Annotated in this window: 16 protein-coding genes; 5 read left to right on the forward strand and 11 right to left on the reverse strand. The window is 62.4% G+C overall.

Annotated elements, in window-relative coordinates:
- Positions 1–53 precede the first annotated feature (53 nt).
- The 6 genes from EP376_RS07155 to EP376_RS07180 all read right to left on the reverse strand — a co-directional run bounded on the left by EP376_RS07155 (position 54) and on the right by EP376_RS07180 (position 6,606).
- Positions 54–311 carry a hypothetical protein gene (locus tag EP376_RS07155; RefSeq protein WP_127654888.1) on the reverse strand — a complete coding sequence of 86 codons (258 nt, stop codon included), beginning with the start codon at positions 309–311 and terminating at the stop codon, positions 54–56.
- A gap of 95 nt (positions 312–406) precedes the next feature.
- A complete protein-coding gene (locus EP376_RS07160; RefSeq protein WP_127654889.1) occupies positions 407–1,015 on the reverse strand; it encodes a hypothetical protein in 609 nt (202 codons plus the stop codon).
- A 24-nt stretch (positions 1,016–1,039) separates the two neighbouring features.
- Positions 1,040–1,855, reverse strand: coding sequence for a cyclase family protein (locus EP376_RS07165; RefSeq protein ID WP_127654890.1), 816 nt, complete (start codon positions 1,853–1,855; stop codon positions 1,040–1,042).
- Between the two features lie 168 nt (positions 1,856–2,023).
- Positions 2,024–4,312 (reverse strand): glycosyl hydrolase family 28-related protein, encoded by a 2,289-nt coding sequence (locus EP376_RS07170; RefSeq protein WP_127654891.1) that lies wholly within the window; start codon positions 4,310–4,312, stop codon positions 2,024–2,026.
- 176 nt (positions 4,313–4,488) lie between these two features.
- A complete protein-coding gene (locus tag EP376_RS07175; protein ID WP_127654892.1) occupies positions 4,489–4,893 on the reverse strand; it encodes a DUF4864 domain-containing protein in 405 nt (134 codons plus the stop codon).
- A gap of 63 nt (positions 4,894–4,956) precedes the next feature.
- The gene (locus EP376_RS07180; protein ID WP_127654893.1) at positions 4,957–6,606 is read right to left on the reverse strand and encodes a lysine--tRNA ligase; all 1,650 of its coding nucleotides are present in this window, start codon (positions 6,604–6,606) and stop codon (positions 4,957–4,959) included.
- A 183-nt stretch (positions 6,607–6,789) separates the two neighbouring features.
- Between EP376_RS07180 and EP376_RS07185 the strand changes: the two genes are divergently transcribed.
- Entirely contained in the window at positions 6,790–7,209 is a 420-nt protein-coding gene (locus tag EP376_RS07185; RefSeq protein WP_127654894.1) for a tellurite resistance TerB family protein, read from the forward strand.
- A 3-nt stretch (positions 7,210–7,212) separates the two neighbouring features.
- On the opposite strand, the gene dacB is transcribed toward EP376_RS07185, so the two are convergent.
- The 5 genes from dacB to mgrA form a co-directional block, all read right to left on the reverse strand.
- Positions 7,213–8,802 (reverse strand): D-alanyl-D-alanine carboxypeptidase/D-alanyl-D-alanine endopeptidase, encoded by a 1,590-nt coding sequence (gene dacB, locus EP376_RS07190; RefSeq protein WP_127654895.1) that lies wholly within the window; start codon positions 8,800–8,802, stop codon positions 7,213–7,215.
- A 46-nt stretch (positions 8,803–8,848) separates the two neighbouring features.
- Complete coding sequence (locus EP376_RS07195; RefSeq protein WP_127654896.1) at positions 8,849–9,457, reverse strand: nicotinate-nucleotide adenylyltransferase; 609 nt, start codon at positions 9,455–9,457, stop codon at positions 8,849–8,851.
- Positions 9,458–9,497: 40 nt separating this feature from the next.
- Complete coding sequence (locus EP376_RS07200) at positions 9,498–10,316, reverse strand: TolB family protein (protein ID WP_127654897.1); 819 nt, start codon at positions 10,314–10,316, stop codon at positions 9,498–9,500.
- Positions 10,313–11,911, reverse strand: coding sequence for a glycoside hydrolase family 43 protein (locus tag EP376_RS07205; RefSeq protein ID WP_127654898.1), 1,599 nt, complete (start codon positions 11,909–11,911; stop codon positions 10,313–10,315). Before EP376_RS07205 ends, EP376_RS07200 begins: the two co-directional genes overlap by 4 nt.
- Positions 11,912–11,977: 66 nt before the next feature.
- On the reverse strand, positions 11,978–13,009 hold the full coding sequence (mgrA, locus tag EP376_RS07210; protein ID WP_127654899.1) for an L-glyceraldehyde 3-phosphate reductase: 1,032 nt from the start codon (positions 13,007–13,009) through the stop codon (positions 11,978–11,980).
- 149 nt (positions 13,010–13,158) lie between these two features.
- Between mgrA and EP376_RS07215 the strand changes: the two genes are divergently transcribed.
- The 4 genes from EP376_RS07215 (at position 13,159) to EP376_RS07230 (ending at position 17,557) form a co-directional block, all read left to right on the forward strand.
- Positions 13,159–15,081 (forward strand): putative bifunctional diguanylate cyclase/phosphodiesterase, encoded by a 1,923-nt coding sequence (locus EP376_RS07215; protein ID WP_164744884.1) that lies wholly within the window; start codon positions 13,159–13,161, stop codon positions 15,079–15,081.
- Between the two features lie 46 nt (positions 15,082–15,127).
- Positions 15,128–16,783 carry an energy-dependent translational throttle protein EttA gene (ettA, locus tag EP376_RS07220; RefSeq protein ID WP_127654901.1) on the forward strand — a complete coding sequence of 552 codons (1,656 nt, stop codon included), beginning with the start codon at positions 15,128–15,130 and terminating at the stop codon, positions 16,781–16,783.
- Positions 16,780–17,181, forward strand: a complete 402-nt coding sequence (locus tag EP376_RS07225; RefSeq protein WP_164744885.1) for a lipocalin-like domain-containing protein — start codon at positions 16,780–16,782, stop codon at positions 17,179–17,181. The genes ettA and EP376_RS07225 overlap by 4 nt, the downstream gene beginning before the upstream one ends.
- Positions 17,182–17,350: 169 nt before the next feature.
- Positions 17,351–17,557, forward strand: coding sequence for a cold-shock protein (locus tag EP376_RS07230; RefSeq protein WP_127654903.1), 207 nt, complete (start codon positions 17,351–17,353; stop codon positions 17,555–17,557).
- Position 17,558: the final 1 nt, after the last annotated feature.

Raw genomic sequence — 17,558 nt, forward strand, 5'->3', positions numbered from 1 at the left:
GAGACGTTCTTGCACTGCCAATCAAGTCGGGCGTGAGCCCGATCTATTCCCGCTCAGACGGCGCCGGCGCTAGCAAAGATGCGACGGACCTCGTCGGCCCGCGTGGTGCCACGTGCCGCCAATTCGTCGTCGGTCAGTTCGTTGAGCGCTTCGACCTGCTTGATGTAGGAGCTGTTCTCGGCAAGCCGGACAAGCCCACGTCCGATTGCGCGGAACGGCAGGGTCAGCGTGTGCAGCAGGCCATAGCCAGCAGGTGCGTGAACGGTTGTGAATTCTGTCGATGCCATATCGGCCTCCATCATCTGGCGCATCCCTTGCGCCCTTGAGGAGATAGATGGCGCTTACGCTGCACCGCAGCAAGGCCCATCCCGGCATTCCCGGGTTGCGCCTCGTGCAAGGCTCCGCCTCAGTCGGCCAGCCAGATGGCGCTGGCCGGGATCGGACCGCCGGGATCATTGGCGGTCTGGCTGTCGACGAGGTATCCTATTCCCAGCTGAGGCAGATAATTGATCTGCTCGACATAATAATCATCCGTCTCATAGGCGATCAGCACGGGGATCATGTCATAGGTGCAGGTCCCGATCGTCACATCCGTCACGGCACCATAGGCCTGCATCTGGCCCTCGGGAAACACGCCTGACGGGTCCGTCACGTCGACAGCCACCTGCCAGCGCCCTGACGGGCTAGGCACAGGCATGTCGGGAATGGGCAGCCCATAATCATAGGTGACACGGCTGTCCTCGAGCGGCATGCCGTCGGCCAATTCGACATAGTTCAGCAAATGGGTGCCATGCGCCACCTGGAGCCTGTAGATCAGCTGTCCCGCCTCGAAGGCATCAATCGTCCAGACCAGTCCATCCTCGGTGCGATGCACTTCGACCAGCCCGCTTTGGAACTGGACCGCGATGGGCTTCCCGCGATCGGCGGGGGCGGGGCATCTTTCCTGCGCCGCGACCGGTGCGACGGCTGCCAATCCCAGAGCAAAGGCCCCAAACCCGATCGCCGCCTGACGCATGTCATCTACTCCTTGCGGGCCAGTTCAGAAAATCGCCATGATCCGCGCCGGCCCGCCAGTGCCACGTTTGTGCTTGGGCGCGCCGACGAACACCGTGGCCCCTGCCGCCGGAACATCGGCCAGACCGGCCAAGTTCTCGATCCCGTAGCGCCCGCCGGGCAACCATGAATAATGCACCGCGAAATCCGCTGAATTGCCGGGATCGAGCGACAGGGTATCGACGGCGATCGCCGCCACATCCATCTCGGCCAGCAGGTCCGTTGCCGCCTTCGAGAAGCCGGGAAAGGCGAAACTGCCGTCGGGGCGGCTTCGGTATTCGGGTTCGTTTACCTTGGCGGCCCAGCCCGAATGCATCGCGATGCAGGCGCCTGCCGGCACGTCGCCGTGTGCAGATACCCATTTCTCGATATCGTCGGGCAGCACCATCGTATTGGCCTCTTCTGCCGCCCTCAGCGTGATGTCGATCACGCAAAGCGGACAGACAAGGCTCTGCGGCGGGATCTCGTCGACCGACATGCCATCTGCCGAGAAATGCAGCGGCGCGTCAACATGCGTGCCGGTATGCTCATCGATCGTGAGCCGATAGAGCTGGTATCCGGATTCCTCGATCCTGACGGCCCGTTCATAGGCGATGCCCGGAGCGCCGCCGAATGTCGGAAAGGTCTCGTCATAGGCGTGGGTCAGATCGACGACAGAGCCGGCGGATTGCGCCAGCAGCGGTGCCGCGGACGACAGCCCAGCCGCGACGCTCGCCGCACCGAGGGCAGCGGCTCCCTTGAACAGGTTCCGACGAGAGAGCATTTCACGCCGGGCGCCTTCGATAATGCAGGCATGGCACATTACAAACTCCTCTCTCCTTGTCCGGAACGTCTTGGTCGCCCCGTGCGGGCATTCAACACGCAACCACGCCCTACGGGCAAGGACAACATCGGATTATCCCGCCGCAAGACCATCAAAAAGGGCGCGACCCGGCGCGCCCTTTGATCTGCTCGACGGAGCAAGGTCCCGTCAGAGGGGATTGTCCATCCGCACGCTGACCCTCACCGTTCCGGTGACATCATTGCGGAAGATCACCCGGAACTGGCGGCGATCATCGCCGAATTCAGGATCGACCCAGGGCGCATCATAGACGGGGTCTCCTCCTGTATCGCTGATTGCATCGACCGGCACGACAGATTCGATCGTCCGTGCCCACCCCCGGAACGGCAAGACCAGATCCGCATCGACAACCCACACCCGATCAGCCGTCGACTGCGTGTGCGTCAGGCTGATCGGATTGCGCACCTCCTCGTTGACGCCATGAAAGACATTGCCCGAGAAAGTGATGTTCCGCATCCGGTTGAATTCCAGATCCGCAAAGGTCGTGTCTACTGCCTCGATCCGGTCGATACTGCCGTTAAGCGTGCGGAACACGTTGCCCACCACCGCAAGCCCATGGATGAAATGGCCGGGCCCGTAGGGCTTCATCACGAGCCAGTTGAACCATGGACCCACATCATTGGCGGTAAAGAAGTTGCCCGTGATCGTGAGTCCCCCGAACGAGAACTGATTGCCAAGCTCGGGGCTGGCATCATGTTCGTTTGTCCATTCAATGAAATTATTGTCGATGTAATTGCCGGTGATCCCCGACTTGATGTTAGGAAAGGTAAAGACGATCCCCGCCGTCCGAAGGCCATCTGTCGCAGTATCGCCCTGGAACCAGTGGTTCCCGGTGATCAAAATGCCCGACCCGGCGATGACCCCCCAATGCTTGAACATCACCGCGCGATTGTCACGAATCTTGACGTCGTTGGCGTTGCAGTTGAAGCCGATCGTCCGACGATTTTGCACCAGTTCGGGCTGTTCGTTCGACAGGAACTGGCACCGGTCGATCATCATCCCCTGACACCCTGAACCGGGCGAGGTGATCCCCCGGTCCCGGGGCTTGATGATAAAGCAATCGCGCAGATGGAAGGTCAGGCCTTGCCGCGCGAGGATGATGCCGCTGGCTTGCCCGTTGCACTGAAAATCCACGTCCGAGATGATGAACTGGCTCAGATCGACGAAACCCGAGAAATCCAGCAGATACTTGAATCGCGTAAAGGTGAACGTCTGCGTTCCTTCGGCATCGTAAAGTGGTTGGCTCAGAGTCAGGCTCTGCGCCCCCACATTCACCTCCCGCACATAGACTTCGCGACCTACGCCCGTCCCCGTCACGAGGCTGCCCACCTGGATATTGGCAATATTGACGACGTTGGTCAGCTGTTCGGCGGCGGCCTCGCTGTAAGTGGCCTGACTGGTCACTTCGTCCGGGTTCCATGCCGGGCCATCGATGGGTTGGAACTGCCCGTTGCGAATGACCCGCCGGGTTGCGAATGTGGTTCGGTCGGGCACTGCGGCCTGCATGTCCATCGGAGCGGACAAACCGATCCGGCGCCCCCCAAGGTCCAGAGATTCGTGGTCCGAGAAATTCAACAGCGCCTGGAACGCCTTGCGAAACGCCTGTTCCTCGTTGCCGAAGGCGTCGAGGTAGGTCTGGAAATCAAAGTTGCGCTGAAGGATGAACTCGCGATCCCCCTCCACGATCACCGTGCCTTCGAACCGAACCTGGCTTTGAAAGGTGACGCTGTTGGCAAGGTAGTAGACACCTGCCGACACCAGAACCTCGCGCCCGTTCGCGGCGGCATCCGCGGCTTCGAAGGCCGCTGCATCATTCGTCACGCCATCGCCCACGGCACCATAGTCGCGCACGTCGACAAGCCCGATGATATCGCGCAGGAACACGCTGGTGACATCTTCGATGATGATATCATCGACCCGCACGACACCACCGTTCGGCCCTGTCAGATCAAGCCCCAGATGGCCATAGGCGGCCTCTGTCCAGACCATATCGACCCCGCCGCGATGACCCGTTCCGATGATCGCGCTGACCTCGACGACCTCGCCATATGTATCAAGCTGAACCGCCGGTCCCGCGACGGTGACGCCTGTCAGCTCGGTCGAATTCGCCTGCGCCGGCCAGCCGGCAATCTGCACAAGCGGCAAAGGACCGGCCATCGCCTTCACCCGCGCCGTGACCCGCAGATAGCATCCCGGCAGGATCGGGGTCTCTCCCATGTAGCGCAGTTTCTGCTGGCTCTCGGCCTTCAGGATCTCGAGGCTCCCGCCGAAATCCTGATCGGCCGATACGAAGACGCCACTGCCAGAGCCTGCATAGGTGTCCGATCCCGGCGTTCCGTCGCCGCTTGACCACAGGCCCAACCCGTCGACGAACGGCGGTGGCATCAGCACCAGACCGTCGGTAATCGCTTTGTTCATCGCTCGCCCTCTCAATCCCGGTTCAACACAGCCGGAGCGCGCAGGGGCGCGGATCCCGGTCTGGGATCAGAGAGCTATTGAGCCTTCATGAACGATGGCTTTGGACGCCGGGCGCAAGACACAGCGCCCACGCAACACTCTGCAAGACCCGGAAACCGGGTCCGCGAGGCGCGGGATCAGACCCCCATTTCAGGCGCGGGCAGGACCTGCACACCGTTGATCTGCCAGCCGTTTTCCGTCTCGACCATCTGGTAGTCGAGGATATGGGCCACGCCTTGGCTGTCGCGGATCATCACCTTCTGCCAAAGCCTGCCGCCAACCTCGCGCAGTTCAAGAAACCGTGCATCGGAATTCGTCCAGACCATGGGATAGCCCTGTTGAACCATCATCCCGAAATTCTGCGAATTCCCAAACATCGACTGGATCATGGGACTTGCGTATTCCCATGCGCTGGGCACGTCGCGCGCGTTGAACGCATCAAGTTGCGCGGTAATCGTCTCTTCGATCGCGGCCCTGTCCTGGGCCTGTGCAGGCGCGGCCAGTGCCAGGAAAAGGGCCAGAAGTGCAAATCTGATCGCCATGGGAACCTCCGGGATGCGGTTTGGGTCCCATCACGATCTGGCGCGCGGCGCCGGAATTTCAAATCAGGCGGCGAGCTCCCCGGTCAATCCCCGCTCGATCAGGGCCACCGTCTCGTCCATGCCATACAGCGCGATGAACCCGCCGAAGCGCGGCCCCTCGGACGCACCCAGAAGCACTTCGTAGAGCGCCTTGAACCAGTCGCGCAGCGGCTCGAAGCCATGGACCTTGCCCACGGCGAAGACCACCGATTGCAGGAACTCGTCGCTGTGCCAGTCCACCTCGGGCAGCGCTTCATCCGGCTTGCCCGCCGCCGCGTTCTTGCGCGCGATCAGGTCAAGCGCCGCATCCCCGTCACGCAACGCACGCACAAGGTCCTCCATCGCGGCGCGCTCCTTTGCGTCGGGCGCCCGGAACACGCGCTGCGGCTTCACGAAATCCTGGAAATAGCGCACCGCATGGCCGGCCGCCGCATCCAGCCCCGGATGGGTCTCGGGCGCCGCGTCGGGCGCATAGCGCCGGATGAAGCCCCAAAGCGCCTCCTTGTGCTCAGCCCCCGAAACCGACGCAAGGTTCAGAAGCATCGCGAAGGGCACCACCATGTCCGAGGCCGGCACGTTGTGCCCGTGGATATGGAACACCGGGTTGGCCAGCCGCGCCGCATCGTCCTGCGTGGCATAGGCGCGCAACTGCTGGTGATACTCGTCCACCATCTTGGGGATGACATCGAAGTAGAGCCGCTTGGCCGTCTGCGGCTTGAGATACATGAAATAGCTCAGCGATTCCGTCGAGGCATAGGTCAGCCATTCGTCGATCGAGATCCCATTGCCCGAGGATTTCGAGATCTTCTGCCCGTTCTCATCGAGGAAAAGCTCGTAGGAAAAGTGGTTGGGCTTCCTGCCGCCAAGGATCTCGCAGATCCGGTCATAGATCGCCGTGTTTGTGGCGTGTTCCTTGCCATACATCTCGAAATCGACGCCGAGCGCGGCCCAGCGCGCACCGAAATCGGGCTTCCATTGCAGCTTCACGTTGCCGCCCGTGACCGGCAACGTCCATTCGCGGCCGTCCTCGTCATCGAAGGTGACGGTCCCTTCGCGGGCATCCACATGCTTCATCGGAACATACAGCACGCGGCCCGTCTCGGGATGGATCGGCAGAAAGATCGAATAGGTTCCCTGCCGCTCTTCGCGCAGCGATTTCAGCATCACCTTCATGATGTCGTCATAGCGTTCGGCGGCGCGCAGCAGCACCTCGTCGAACCGGCCCTCACGGTAAAAGTCCCGGGCCGAAATAAAATCGTATTGGAACCCGAACGTATCAAGGAACCGGCGCAGCATCGCGTTGTTGTGATGTCCGAAACTCTCGTGCGTACCAAAGGGATCGGGCACGCTCGTCAACGGCTTGTGAAGATGCTCTGCCAGCTCTTCCCGGTTGGGCACGTTGCCCGGCACCTTGCGCATTCCGTCAAGGTCATCGGAAAAACAGACGAGCTTTGTCGGGATGTCCGAGATCACCTCGAAGGCGCGACGGATCATCGTGGTGCGCAAGACCTCGCCAAAGGTTCCGATATGCGGCAGGCCCGAGGGGCCATAGCCCGTCTCGAACAGGACATATCCTTTTTCCGGAGGCGCCTTTTCATAGCGTTTGACCAGCGCCATGGCCTCCTGAAAGGGCCAGGCCTTGGATTTCATAGCGGCGTCGCGCAGGTCGGACATCGTCTTTCTCCGGAAATAGGCGCCTGTTTCGGGGCGGCGTAGCCCGCAGCGGGTCCTAGTGCAGCGCAGCCGCGAGGTCAATCAAACGGGCCGCGCAGGCGCTGATTGCCGGAGCCTGACGAATTTCGTTGCAGCCTCGCGGCTGTGTTCCTACACCCGACACAGACAATGAACGGAGATCAGATGAACGACACAACCCCCCTGTCCGCCCAGGATTCGCTGGTCGCCCTGATGATCGCCGTCTCTGCCGCGGATGCCGATATCCGCACCTCGGAACTGGTCAAGATCACCAATATCGTGAACAACCTCCCGGTCTTCGGGGATTATGACGCCTCGCATATCTCGCGGATGAGCGAACTGGTCTTTAGCCTCTTCGATCAGGAGGAGGGTCTCGACGCCCTGTTCGGTCTGATCCGCGAGGCCTTGCCCGAACGCCTGAATGAAACCGCTTACGCTCTGTCCTGCGATGTCTGCGCGGCCGACGGCATGATCGGCGAAACCGAAGCCCGCATGCTCGAAGAGATCAGGTACGAACTGAACATCGACCGGCTTCATGCCGCGGCCATCGAACGCGGCGCGCGCGCGCGTCACATGACCATGTGATCCCTACTGGCTGACATCCGCAAGCGACGGGTTTCCGGCACCGCTCGTGGATTGTCGCTCTGCCGGATCGTCGCGGGCCGGACCGAACGTGCCCCAGTATTGCAGCATCCTTTGCTGCATGCGCCGTGATCTTCCATTCCACGCCGATGCCCCGGGCGGGATCTCATCGGCGCTGTCGCGCGCCTCTTCGCGCAGGTCCAGATTGGCCGTCAGGATCGTGAAGGCAAGGTCCCTGCCCCCGCTGGCGGCCAGGTATCCCGAAAGGCAGCTCACGAAATTCAGCGTACCCGTCTTGGCCAGCACTTGCGCGGGCGGGTCTTCCAGCGGACGCCCCTCGACATCCCGCAAAGTGATGTTTCTCAGAAGCGGTTTCAGCCTCGGCTCGGTGCCGGCTACTGTCAGGATCTTCACCAGATCGGCTGCCGATATCCGGGACGCGCCGCCCAGACCCGAATGATCCACGATCAGCGCCTCGGCACCGAAGCGGACGGCCAGCCAATCGCTCATGATCGCGGCCGACGCGGCCAGAGAGGCAGGCTGGACACCCCGCTTCCGGCTGGCGGCAAGACCCAGAACCTCGGCCGTAAGGTTCGTGGAATAGAGCAGCATTCCCTCGACGATCTCGGTCAGGGGCGGGCTGTCGAGACCCGCGATCTCCTGTCCGCCCGGCTCCGCGTCGCCGCGCTCGGGCGCCTCCAGCACGATCCCGTTGGATCGGGCAAGCACGCGGAACACCTCGCCCGCGTAAAGCTCGGGCCGCCGGACCGGCAGCCATCGTGATCCGGCCCCGCCCAGCGCGCCGCGCGCCACTGTCCAGCTGTCGAAATCGCCCCCGTCCTCGTAAGTGTAGACAGGCACGCTCCGGTCCTCGACCCGCATCCGCGCCACCCGCACCTCGGGCCGAAGGCTTGCACTGCGCGCATCCATCGTGACGGCATAGCCGCCGCCCTGCGGCGTCCATTGGAAATGGACACGATTGAAATTCAGGTTCAGCCCGGAAACGGCAGGGTTATAGCCCAGATGCGCCAGTTGCCCCGGATCGATCTCGCGCAGCTCGGGCAGCGCACCGCCCCAGACCAGAAACCGCCCCCGCACCTCGCGCAGGCCCGTCTCGCGCAGCCGGATAGCCAGATCAGCCAGACCATCGGTATCCAGCACAGGATCCCCGCCCCCCGCGAGGATCAGGTCACCCTCGGTGATGCCGTCAACAACGGGCTCCGTGACAAGTATCCGCGTGCGGAACCGATGATCCGCACCCAGCGCATCAAGGGCATAAAGCGCGGTCAGCGACTTGGCGACGCTGGCGGGTGGCAGCGGCACATCGGCTTGGCGCGATTGCAGGATCTGACCCGTCCGCGCATCTGCCACGACATAGGCCACATTGCCGCCCAGCCGCGCATCGGTGACGAATTCCTCGGGGCTTGGCCGTGCCCGCAGGCGCTTGCCGGGCCGTCCGGGCGGCTCCGCGCCGGGCCGGGCCTCGGGGCGCAACGTCGTCAGTGGCGCCTCAGCCGCCGCTGCCGTCGCGAATGCGGCGAACCCCTGCGCCAGAAGCGCACGCCGTGTCAGTCGATTCGAAAAATCCGCACCCATCACCCGAAACCTATCCCGCCGAACTCACAAGAAAAAGATACCTACGTCAGTCATGCGACTTCCAGCCGCCGCTTTCGCGGATCGCGGTCGAACTCTCGGGGCTCAGCGGCAGGTTTACGAAACACCATTTCGGCGCATCGCTCCGCCCCAGAAGCGCCGACGCCTTCGACGGAAGCCGCGCCGCCCCATGGATCCGGGCGGTTCGCGACAGGCGCGCGGGCATTCGTTCACCCGGTCGCGCCAGAACACCCATCGGGACGGAATGGAGGATCTCCTCCCAATCCTGCCACAGGTGGAACTGTGCAAGGTTGTCGGCCCCCATCAGCCAGACGAACCGCACATGCGGAAACAGCTTCGTGACCGCCCGGATCGTGTCAGCGGTATAGCGGGTGCCCAGACGCGCCTCGATATCCGTGACCTCGATCCGCGGATGACCGATCAAGGCGCGCGCGGCCGCCATCCTTTGCGCCAACGGTGCCGGTCCGCGATCCTTGAGTGGGTTTCCCGGGCTCACGATCCACCAGACCCTGTCCAGCCGGAACCGCTTCAGCGCCGCCTTCGAGATATGGACATGCCCCGCATGCGGCGGATCGAAGGATCCGCCCAGCAATCCGATCGTCTCGCCCCGTCGGGCCCGTGGGAAATCGCTGCGCATCCGTTCGCCCTATCCGCGACCGGCCCCTCTGTCGAGGGCCTCAGCCATAGCGCATGAAGGCGAACGCCCGGCTGTCGGGCGACCAAGAAGGCACATTGATCGTGCCTTGCCCACCATGCAGACGGCACAGCTCCCGGCTCTCGCCGCCGTCCTGCGGCATCAGCCGCAACCCGACATCGAGCCCGCCGGGATGGCCTTGCGTGCCCGGCGGATAGGCCAGATAGACCACAGACGCGCCATCGGGCGAGGGATGCGGGAACCAATCCACGCTGTCGCCCTGCGTCATGCGTTCCATCCCCGTCCCATCAGGGTGGACACGCCACAGGTCGACTGACCCGTTCCGCTCCCCGTTGAACCAGACCCAGTTGCCGTCAGCGCTGTAATCCGGGCCGTCGACATGGTCGAAGCCCGGCGTCAGACAGCGCTCGTCCGTTCCGTCAAGCGCACAGGTATGAAGCAGGACGGGCCCGCCATCGCGCGCGCCCGCATAGGCAAGCCGCGCACCATCCGGCGACCAACCGTGCCACCACGACGGAACTTGGGGCGTCACCCGCTCCGGCTCTCCGCCGGTCACGGGCAGAAGATAGATGCAGGATTTCTCTGTCCGGCTGCTGTCAGAGATCACGATCCGCGTGCCTTCCGGCGATATCCCGTGATCGTTGTTGCAGCGTTGCGCAAAGCCGGTGTCGAGCGCGATCAGTTCCGGCGCGTCCAGCGGCACGCGAAACAGGCGCCCGCCTCCGTTGATCAGAAGCCAGCCATCCGGATGCCAGTTCGGTGCCTCGATATGCCCCTCATGACGCAGGATCACCCGCGTCTCTCCACTGTCCAGATCGTGGATACAGAGTTCGCTGATCATGGCCGCGGCTCATAGCGGAACCGCGTGAACCTTGCTTCGCGGGCCATGCCAGACGTATCCATCGCGACCATGCCGACAAAGGCCCCGGTGAACGAGGCATGCTCCCCCCGTCCGCCTTCGTCCGAGATGACGCTTGCGTCGAGCGCCGGCCCGAAGGGCTGCCAATCGCCGCCCGCCGTGCGCCAGAAGAACTGCTGCGTCGCCAGATCCACCTCGACCCGCATCTCGATCTCACCCTCTGGCAGAGCCATGGGCTCGGCTGGATAGCTCAGCGCGCAATCGGGCCAGTCGCCGGGGCAGGACATGATCGTCAGCGCCCGCCCGATCCCCGGCTCATGGCTGATCAGGAGCGCGTGGAACTTGTGCCTGTTGTAATAGGTCGTAAGCCCCGCGGCCTGCTGATAGGTCACCGGTGCAATATCGACGGCGGTTTCAGCGACATAGGACGGGTCTTCCTGTCGCCGCGCGACCAGTGCCTGTTCGAAGTAGCTCCCGATGCTTTCCCGCCCGATCAAAGTCAGCGCGCCATCGCCGACCCGGAAAATCCGATCTGGCTCCGGTGTCCGCAACCACTGGAAATCCTGCGGTAATCCTGCGTCGAACCGCGACTCGACCGGTCCGCGCTCGCGCCGGGTGGCTGTCACGCCGATGGGCGGCTCCACCTCTTCGCGCGCGGTCATGCCACCGGCCTCAAGATACATCCAGCCATCGCGCCAGACGACCCTCTCGATCCCGGTCTCGCGTCCCGTCGCACAGAAAAGCCCATGCGGCCCGGATTGCGGCCGCCCCATCAGGAAGGTGTGGAACCCCTCGCCTTCGCGCGTCTCGACATATTGCCCGTGGCCTGTCCGCTGGATCGGCGAATTGCTTCCCGCGGCACAGATCACATGCTTGTTGGGATGGGTCTCGTAGGGCCCCAGCACATTGCGAGACCGCGCGAGCGAGACTGCATGATCATAGCCCGTCCCGCCCTCGGCGGTGGTAAGGTAATACCACCCCTCGCGCTTGAACAGATGCGGCGCCTCGGTCAGGCCCCGATCCGTGCCGGGCCAGATGTTGACGGGCTCGCCCAGCAGGCCGTCGTCCGGCGACCATTCCTGACACAGAATCCCGTCGAAACTGGCACTTGCCGGATTGCCCCCAGTGCCGGGGCCGCGGTGGTTCCACTGCATGTTGACGAACCATTTCCGCCCGTCGTCGTCATGAAACAGCGACGGATCGAACCCGCTCGAATTCACATACCACGGATCCGACCATTCCCCGTCGATCGTCTCGCAGCAGGTGATGTAGTTATGCGCGTCCTTGAACGCGCCATCGAGCCGTTTCACATCCGTGTAGACAAGCCAGAACTTGCCATCAGCATGGCTCAGGCAGGGCGCCCAGATCCCGCAACTGTCGGGATTGCCTCGCATATCCAGAAGCGCCGCCCGATTCAGCGGCCGCGCCACCAGATCCCAGTTCACGAGGTCCTTTGATGCGTGGATCTGCACGCCCGGATACCATTCGAAGGTCGAGGTCGCGATGTAATAGGTGTCCTCCACCCGGATGAAGGACGGATCGGCATTGAAGCCGGGCAATATGGGATTTCGGATCATGTCTCGCCTCTTGTGCCCGCCGGAAGGGGGCAGTTCATCTTTTGCAAAGCTCTTCGATCGCGGTGATCAGTCCAGTTCGGCAGACGCCGCCCAGAGGTTGATCTCTTCCTCGTTGGCGTATTTGTCGATCTCGGCCAGTTCGGCCTTGCTGAACTCGAGGTTGTTCACCGCACCCGCGCAATCGACCACCTGCTCGGGCCGCGACGCGCCGATCAGCGCCGTCGTGATCCCCCCATCGCGCAGCACCCAGGCGATCGCCATCTGTGCCAGAGTCTGCCCTCGTCCTTCCGCGATCTCGTTGAGTTTCTTCAGGTTTTCCACGATGCGGGAATCCAGCATCTTCTTGTCGAGGCTCTTGCCCTGTGCCGCCCGGCTATCGTCGGGAATCCCGCCGAGGTATTTCTTAGTCAGCATGCCCTGCGCCAGCGGCGTGAAGGCGATCGACCCGATACCCAGTTCCTTCAGTGTCTCCTTCAGCCCGTCGCGTTCGACCCAGCGGTTGAGCATGTTGTAGCTGGGCTGATGGATCACGCAGGGCGTGCCCAGATCCTTCAGGATTGCCGCGGCTTCGCGGGTGCGTTCGCTGTTGTAGGACGAAATCCCGGCATAAAGTGCCCGGCCGGACCGCACGATGTAATCCAGCGCGCCCATGGTTTCTTCCAGCGGCGTGTCCGGATCGAAGCGGTGCGAATAGAAGATGTCGACATAGTCGAGCCCCATCCGCTTGAGGCTCTGATCACACGAGGCGATCAGGTATTTCCGGCTGCCCCATTCACCATAGGGCCCCGGCCACATCAGGTAGCCGGCCTTGGACGAAATGATCAACTCGTCCCGATACGGCGACAGATCTTCCTTCAGGATCGATCCGAAGGCGTGCTCGGCGCTGCCCGGCGGGGGGCCGTAGTTGTTCGCCAGATCGAAATGCGTGATCCCGTGGTCGAACGCCGTCAGGCAGATGTCACGCTTTGTCTGATGCGGAAAATCGTGGCCGAAGTTGTGCCAAAGGCCAAGGCTGACGGCCGGCAGCTGAAGGCCGGACTTGCCACACCGACGATACACCATCTTCTCATACCGGTCACTCGCGGCTTCATAGCCCATCTCATCCTCCCTAAATCGATTACGCGAAACCTAGGCCACTTGTCTGACGGCGAAAAGGCCGAATGCGCAGAATATCGTTTACGGACCGGAAACCGAGACCGCATACTCATAGCTTGATTGTGGTTTCCGAGTGTTACGAGAGGGCTCAGGTGTTTCCCAGCATCGCCCCGGAATATGTGTTCATGACGGCAGTGCTTGGCCTCGCCTTCGCGGGGGCCGTGGTCTGGCGCAGATACGTCGGTTCGATTCTCGAACAGCTCAGCGAGGCGAACCGCACGAACGAGGAACTGGGCCTGATCATCAACAACACCAGCGACGGGATTGTCCTGCTGTCGATGACCGGCCGGGTTCTTTGGGCAAACGACCCCTACCTTGCAATGCATGGCTACACCCTGCAGGAAATCCTCGACAGGAACCCCCTGACCTATGCCCTTCCGCCCGAAGATCGTCCTTCGCCAGCAGAGATCGCAACATATCGCTTCGATCCGGCCGATCCCCAATGGCGCGAACTTCACGTCTATCGCAACATCCGCAAGGATGGATCGCTCTTCTGGAACCAGATCAGCCTCTCGTTCCACGAACAGGAAGACGACAAACCCTTCGTCGTGCTCGTGTGTCGTGACATCACCCGCCAGATCGATGCGCAGGAGGCGCTGCAAAAGGCGCGGGCGGAACTCGATCTTGCCGCGACGCGCGATTCGCTTACCAATCTCGCGAACCGCTGGGCGCTGATGGAATGCCTCTCTGCCCTGACAAGACGGGTCGCTGACGGCGAACTCGTCAACGCGGCCGTCCTTCAGGTCGATGTCGACCTTTTCAAGCAGATCAACGACACCCATGGCCATGTGGCCGGCGATGCCGTGCTGTGCCATGTGGCAGACGTGCTGGCCTCGCAGGCCGGTGACGGGACCATCGTCGCCAGACCGGGTGGCGACGAATTCATCATCGTGATCGAAGGCCTGTCAGATATCGAACCGCTCAAGGAAATCGCGGAACAATTTTACCGCAACATCAGCACCGGCATCTATTGGCAGGGAAGATTCATCCCGACCTCGGTCAGCATCGGAGGGGCCCTGTTCGAATCCTGCGATACGGAACCCGACACCGTGCTGATCCGTTCGGATTACGCGCTCTATCAGGCCAAACGGAATGGTCGCGGCCGCGCTGTCATCTACGACGATGCCGTCCGGAGCAGACATGAAAGGGCCAATCGCCTTGGCCGCCACCTGCGCAACGAGATCGAGGAAGGCGATCTGGAATTCGAATTCCAACCCAAACTCGACGTGGCGACAGGCAGTATTTCGGGCATCGAAACCCTTGTCCGATGGCAGCATCCGACAGAAGGCCGGCTGACGCCCGATCGGTTCCTCGACCTCGCGGTCGAGAACGGCCTGATGGCCGAACTTGACTATGCCGCCATCGATTCCCTGTTTTCACTGGGCCATGATCTTGCCACGGACGGTCGGCCCGATATCCAACTTGCCTTCAACGCCTCACCGCAATTGCTGGCCGATCCCGATTTCCTGCCTCGGCTCAATCGCAAATGCCGCGACTACGAAATTGCGCCGGGCAGGATCGTGATCGAGATCCTCGAAACCGTCGTGCTGAGCAACGGCCTCTCTGAAAATCCGATCATGCAGACGATCCGTAAACTGCACAGTGCAGGGTTCCGCATTGAACTCGACGACTTCGGCACCGGTCACGCGGGGCTCGCCCACCTCGCGGAACTGCCGATTTCCGGCATAAAGATCGATCGCAGCCTCGTGCGCCGCATCTTCGAAGATGAGACGAGCCACAAGATCGTCCTGGCAATTGCCGAATTGTGCAACGATCTGGGCCTCGGCCTCGTTGGCGAGGGGGTCGAAACCCGCGAAAGCGCCGAATGGCTGGCTCTTGCCGGCTGCGACCAGCTTCAGGGCTTCTGGTTGTCACCCGCGATCAGCGCCGATGTCTTCCGCAAGTTTCTCATCCGGCACGATCCGGCTCAGTTCAGGTTGCCGCAGTCCGGATCGAGACCACTTCCCCCGGGACGCCAACGCGGTCCGGCTCTGCGATTGCACGGCGCCTCCTAGCCCGGTATGAGGGGTCTCGTTTCACCCCAGACCGCACGAGGACCCGATGGCCAGCAACCAGTTCGTCTATTTCATGGATGGCGTTTCCAAGACCTATCCCGGCGGCAAGAAGGTCTTCGAGAACATCCGCCTGAACTTCCTGCCCGGCGTCAAGATCGGTGTCGTCGGCGTCAACGGCGCCGGTAAATCGTCGCTGCTGCGGATCATGGCCGGGATCGACAAGGATTTCACCGGCGAGGCCTGGGCCGCCGAAGGCGCCCGCGTGGGCTACCTGCCGCAGGAACCGGTTCTCGACGATGACAGAACCGTGCGGGAAAACGTCATGGACGGCGTGGCCGAGAAAAAGGCCAAACTGGATCGGTTCAACGAACTGGCGATGAATTACTCTGACGAGACCGCCGACGAGATGGCCCAGTTGCAGGACGAGATCGATGCCCAGAACCTCTGGGACCTCGACGCCCAGATCGACGTCGCGATGGAGGCACTGCGCTGCCCGCCCGACGACGCCAGCCCTGCCACGCTTTCGGGCGGTGAACGCCGGCGTGTCGCACTGTGCAAACTGCTGCTCGAGGCGCCGGACATGCTGCTCCTCGACGAACCGACGAACCACCTCGACGCCGAAACGATCGCCTGGCTGCAGAATCACCTGATCGAGTACAAGGGCACGATCCTTGTCGTCACGCACGACCGGTATTTCCTCGATGATATCACAGGCTGGATCCTCGAGCTCGATCGCGGCCGCGGCATTCCCTACGAGGGCAATTATTCCAGCTGGCTGGAACAAAAGGCCAAACGGCTGGAACAGGAATCGCGCGAAGACAAGGCCAAGCAGAAGACGCTGCAACGCGAACTCGAATGGATGCGGCAGGGCGCCAAGGCCCGTCAGGCCAAGTCCAAGGCCCGGATCCAGGCCTACGAGGAACTGGCCGGCCAGTCCGAACGCGAAAAGGTCGGCCGCGCCCAGATCATCATCCCAAACGGGCCGCGTCTCGGGGGCAAGGTGATCGAGGTCGAGGGCCTGCAAAAGGCCATGGGCGACAAGCTCCTGATCGAGAACCTGTCCTTTTCGCTCCCGCCCGGTGGCATCGTCGGCGTGATCGGGCCCAACGGCGCAGGCAAATCGACGCTGTTCTCGATGCTGACCGGCAAGGCCGAGCCCGATGCCGGCACGGTCGAGTACGGCGACACGGTCCAGCTCTCCTATGTCGACCAGTCCCGCGACGCACTCAATCCCGACGCCACCGTCTGGGAGGAAATCTCCGGCGGGGCCGAGCTGATCAAACTGGGCGATGCCGAGATCAATTCCCGCGCCTATTGCGGCGCCTTCAACTTCAAGGGCGGCGATCAGCAAAAGAAGGTGGGCCTTCTGTCGGGCGGTGAACGCAACCGGGTCCACATGGCCAAGCTGTTGAAATCCGGCGGCAATGTCCTTCTACTCGACGAACCGACCAACGACCTCGACGTCGAAACGCTGCGCGCCCTCGAGGATGCGCTCGTCGATTTCGCGGGTTGCGCCGTCGTCATCTCTCACGACCGGTTCTTCCTCGATCGCATCTGCACACATATCCTCGCCTTCGAGGGCGAGGCCCACGTGGAATGGTTCGAAGGCAATTTCGAGGATTACGAGGAAGACAAGAAACGCCGCCTCGGCGCCGACGCGCTGGAGCCAAAGCGGGTCAAGTTCAAGAAGTTCAGCCGGTGAGAGAGGCCCCCGGCCTTGTCGGGGTCTGGCGTCTGGTTGCCATGGAAACTGCCTTTGCGGACGGGACCCGGTCCCGTCCCTATGGCCCGAATTGCGACGGCCGCCTGTTCTACGAACCGGATGGACGGATGGCGGCGCATCTTTGGGATCCCGACCGCCACGCACCGGGCCATCCTCCCGCCTCGGGGCCTGACACGGCCTATTTCTCCTATACCGGCACCTGGACATGCGACGCAGGCCGGGTCCACCATACGGTGGATGCCGCGACCGATCCGGACTGGTCCGGCAGGACGATTTTCCGAGACATTCGGCACGAGGAATCACAACTCGTCCTGTCGGCAGAAGTGATCTTCGACGGCAAACCCGGGGTTGCGACGATGCGGTGGGAAAGACCCTGACCCCGATTTACCTTGCCAGAACACCTGGCACCTGTCATACGCCGCCTTGCGAACGAACTTCTCTATCGACAACCCTGTTATCCTTCACCGGCTCACAGTCCTCGATCCAGACGTGACACGCCGGGCTGCCGCATTTCCGCGGGTGGCATATATTTGAAGGAATATTCACATGGCCAAAGGCACAGTGAAATGGTTCAACGCCACCAAAGGCTTCGGCTTTGTCGCTCCTGAAACTGGCGGCAAGGACGTGTTCGTGCACATCTCCGCTGTCGAGCGCGCCGGCCTGACCGGCCTCGCCGATGACCAGAAGGTCACCTACGACGTCGAAGCCGGCCGTGACGGCCGCGAAAGCGCGACGAATATCGCCCTGGCCTGAT

The organism is Alexandriicola marinus, assembly GCF_004000435.1.
Lineage (GTDB): Bacteria > Pseudomonadota > Alphaproteobacteria > Rhodobacterales > Rhodobacteraceae > Alexandriicola > Alexandriicola marinus.

Excerpts from the sequence above, each read along its gene's own strand:
- EP376_RS07155 (WP_127654888.1), bottom strand. The coding sequence starts at position 311 with ATGCGCCAGATGATGGAGGCCGATATGGCATCGACAGAATTCACAACC.
- EP376_RS07160 (WP_127654889.1), bottom strand. The coding sequence starts at position 1,015 with ATGCGTCAGGCGGCGATCGGGTTTGGGGCCTTTGCTCTGGGATTGGCA.
- EP376_RS07165 (WP_127654890.1), bottom strand. The coding sequence starts at position 1,855 with ATGTGCCATGCCTGCATTATCGAAGGCGCCCGGCGTGAAATGCTCTCT.
- EP376_RS07170 (WP_127654891.1), bottom strand. The coding sequence starts at position 4,312 with ATGAACAAAGCGATTACCGACGGTCTGGTGCTGATGCCACCGCCGTTC.
- EP376_RS07175 (WP_127654892.1), bottom strand. The coding sequence starts at position 4,893 with ATGGCGATCAGATTTGCACTTCTGGCCCTTTTCCTGGCACTGGCCGCG.
- EP376_RS07180 (WP_127654893.1), bottom strand. The coding sequence starts at position 6,606 with ATGTCCGACCTGCGCGACGCCGCTATGAAATCCAAGGCCTGGCCCTTT.
- EP376_RS07185 (WP_127654894.1), top strand. The coding sequence starts at position 6,790 with ATGAACGACACAACCCCCCTGTCCGCCCAGGATTCGCTGGTCGCCCTG.
- dacB (WP_127654895.1), bottom strand. The coding sequence starts at position 8,802 with ATGGGTGCGGATTTTTCGAATCGACTGACACGGCGTGCGCTTCTGGCG.
- EP376_RS07195 (WP_127654896.1), bottom strand. The coding sequence starts at position 9,457 with ATGCGCAGCGATTTCCCACGGGCCCGACGGGGCGAGACGATCGGATTG.
- EP376_RS07200 (WP_127654897.1), bottom strand. The coding sequence starts at position 10,316 with ATGATCAGCGAACTCTGTATCCACGATCTGGACAGTGGAGAGACGCGG.
- EP376_RS07205 (WP_127654898.1), bottom strand. The coding sequence starts at position 11,911 with ATGATCCGAAATCCCATATTGCCCGGCTTCAATGCCGATCCGTCCTTC.
- mgrA (WP_127654899.1), bottom strand. The coding sequence starts at position 13,009 with ATGGGCTATGAAGCCGCGAGTGACCGGTATGAGAAGATGGTGTATCGT.
- ettA (WP_127654901.1), top strand. The coding sequence starts at position 15,128 with ATGGCCAGCAACCAGTTCGTCTATTTCATGGATGGCGTTTCCAAGACC.
- EP376_RS07230 (WP_127654903.1), top strand. The coding sequence starts at position 17,351 with ATGGCCAAAGGCACAGTGAAATGGTTCAACGCCACCAAAGGCTTCGGC.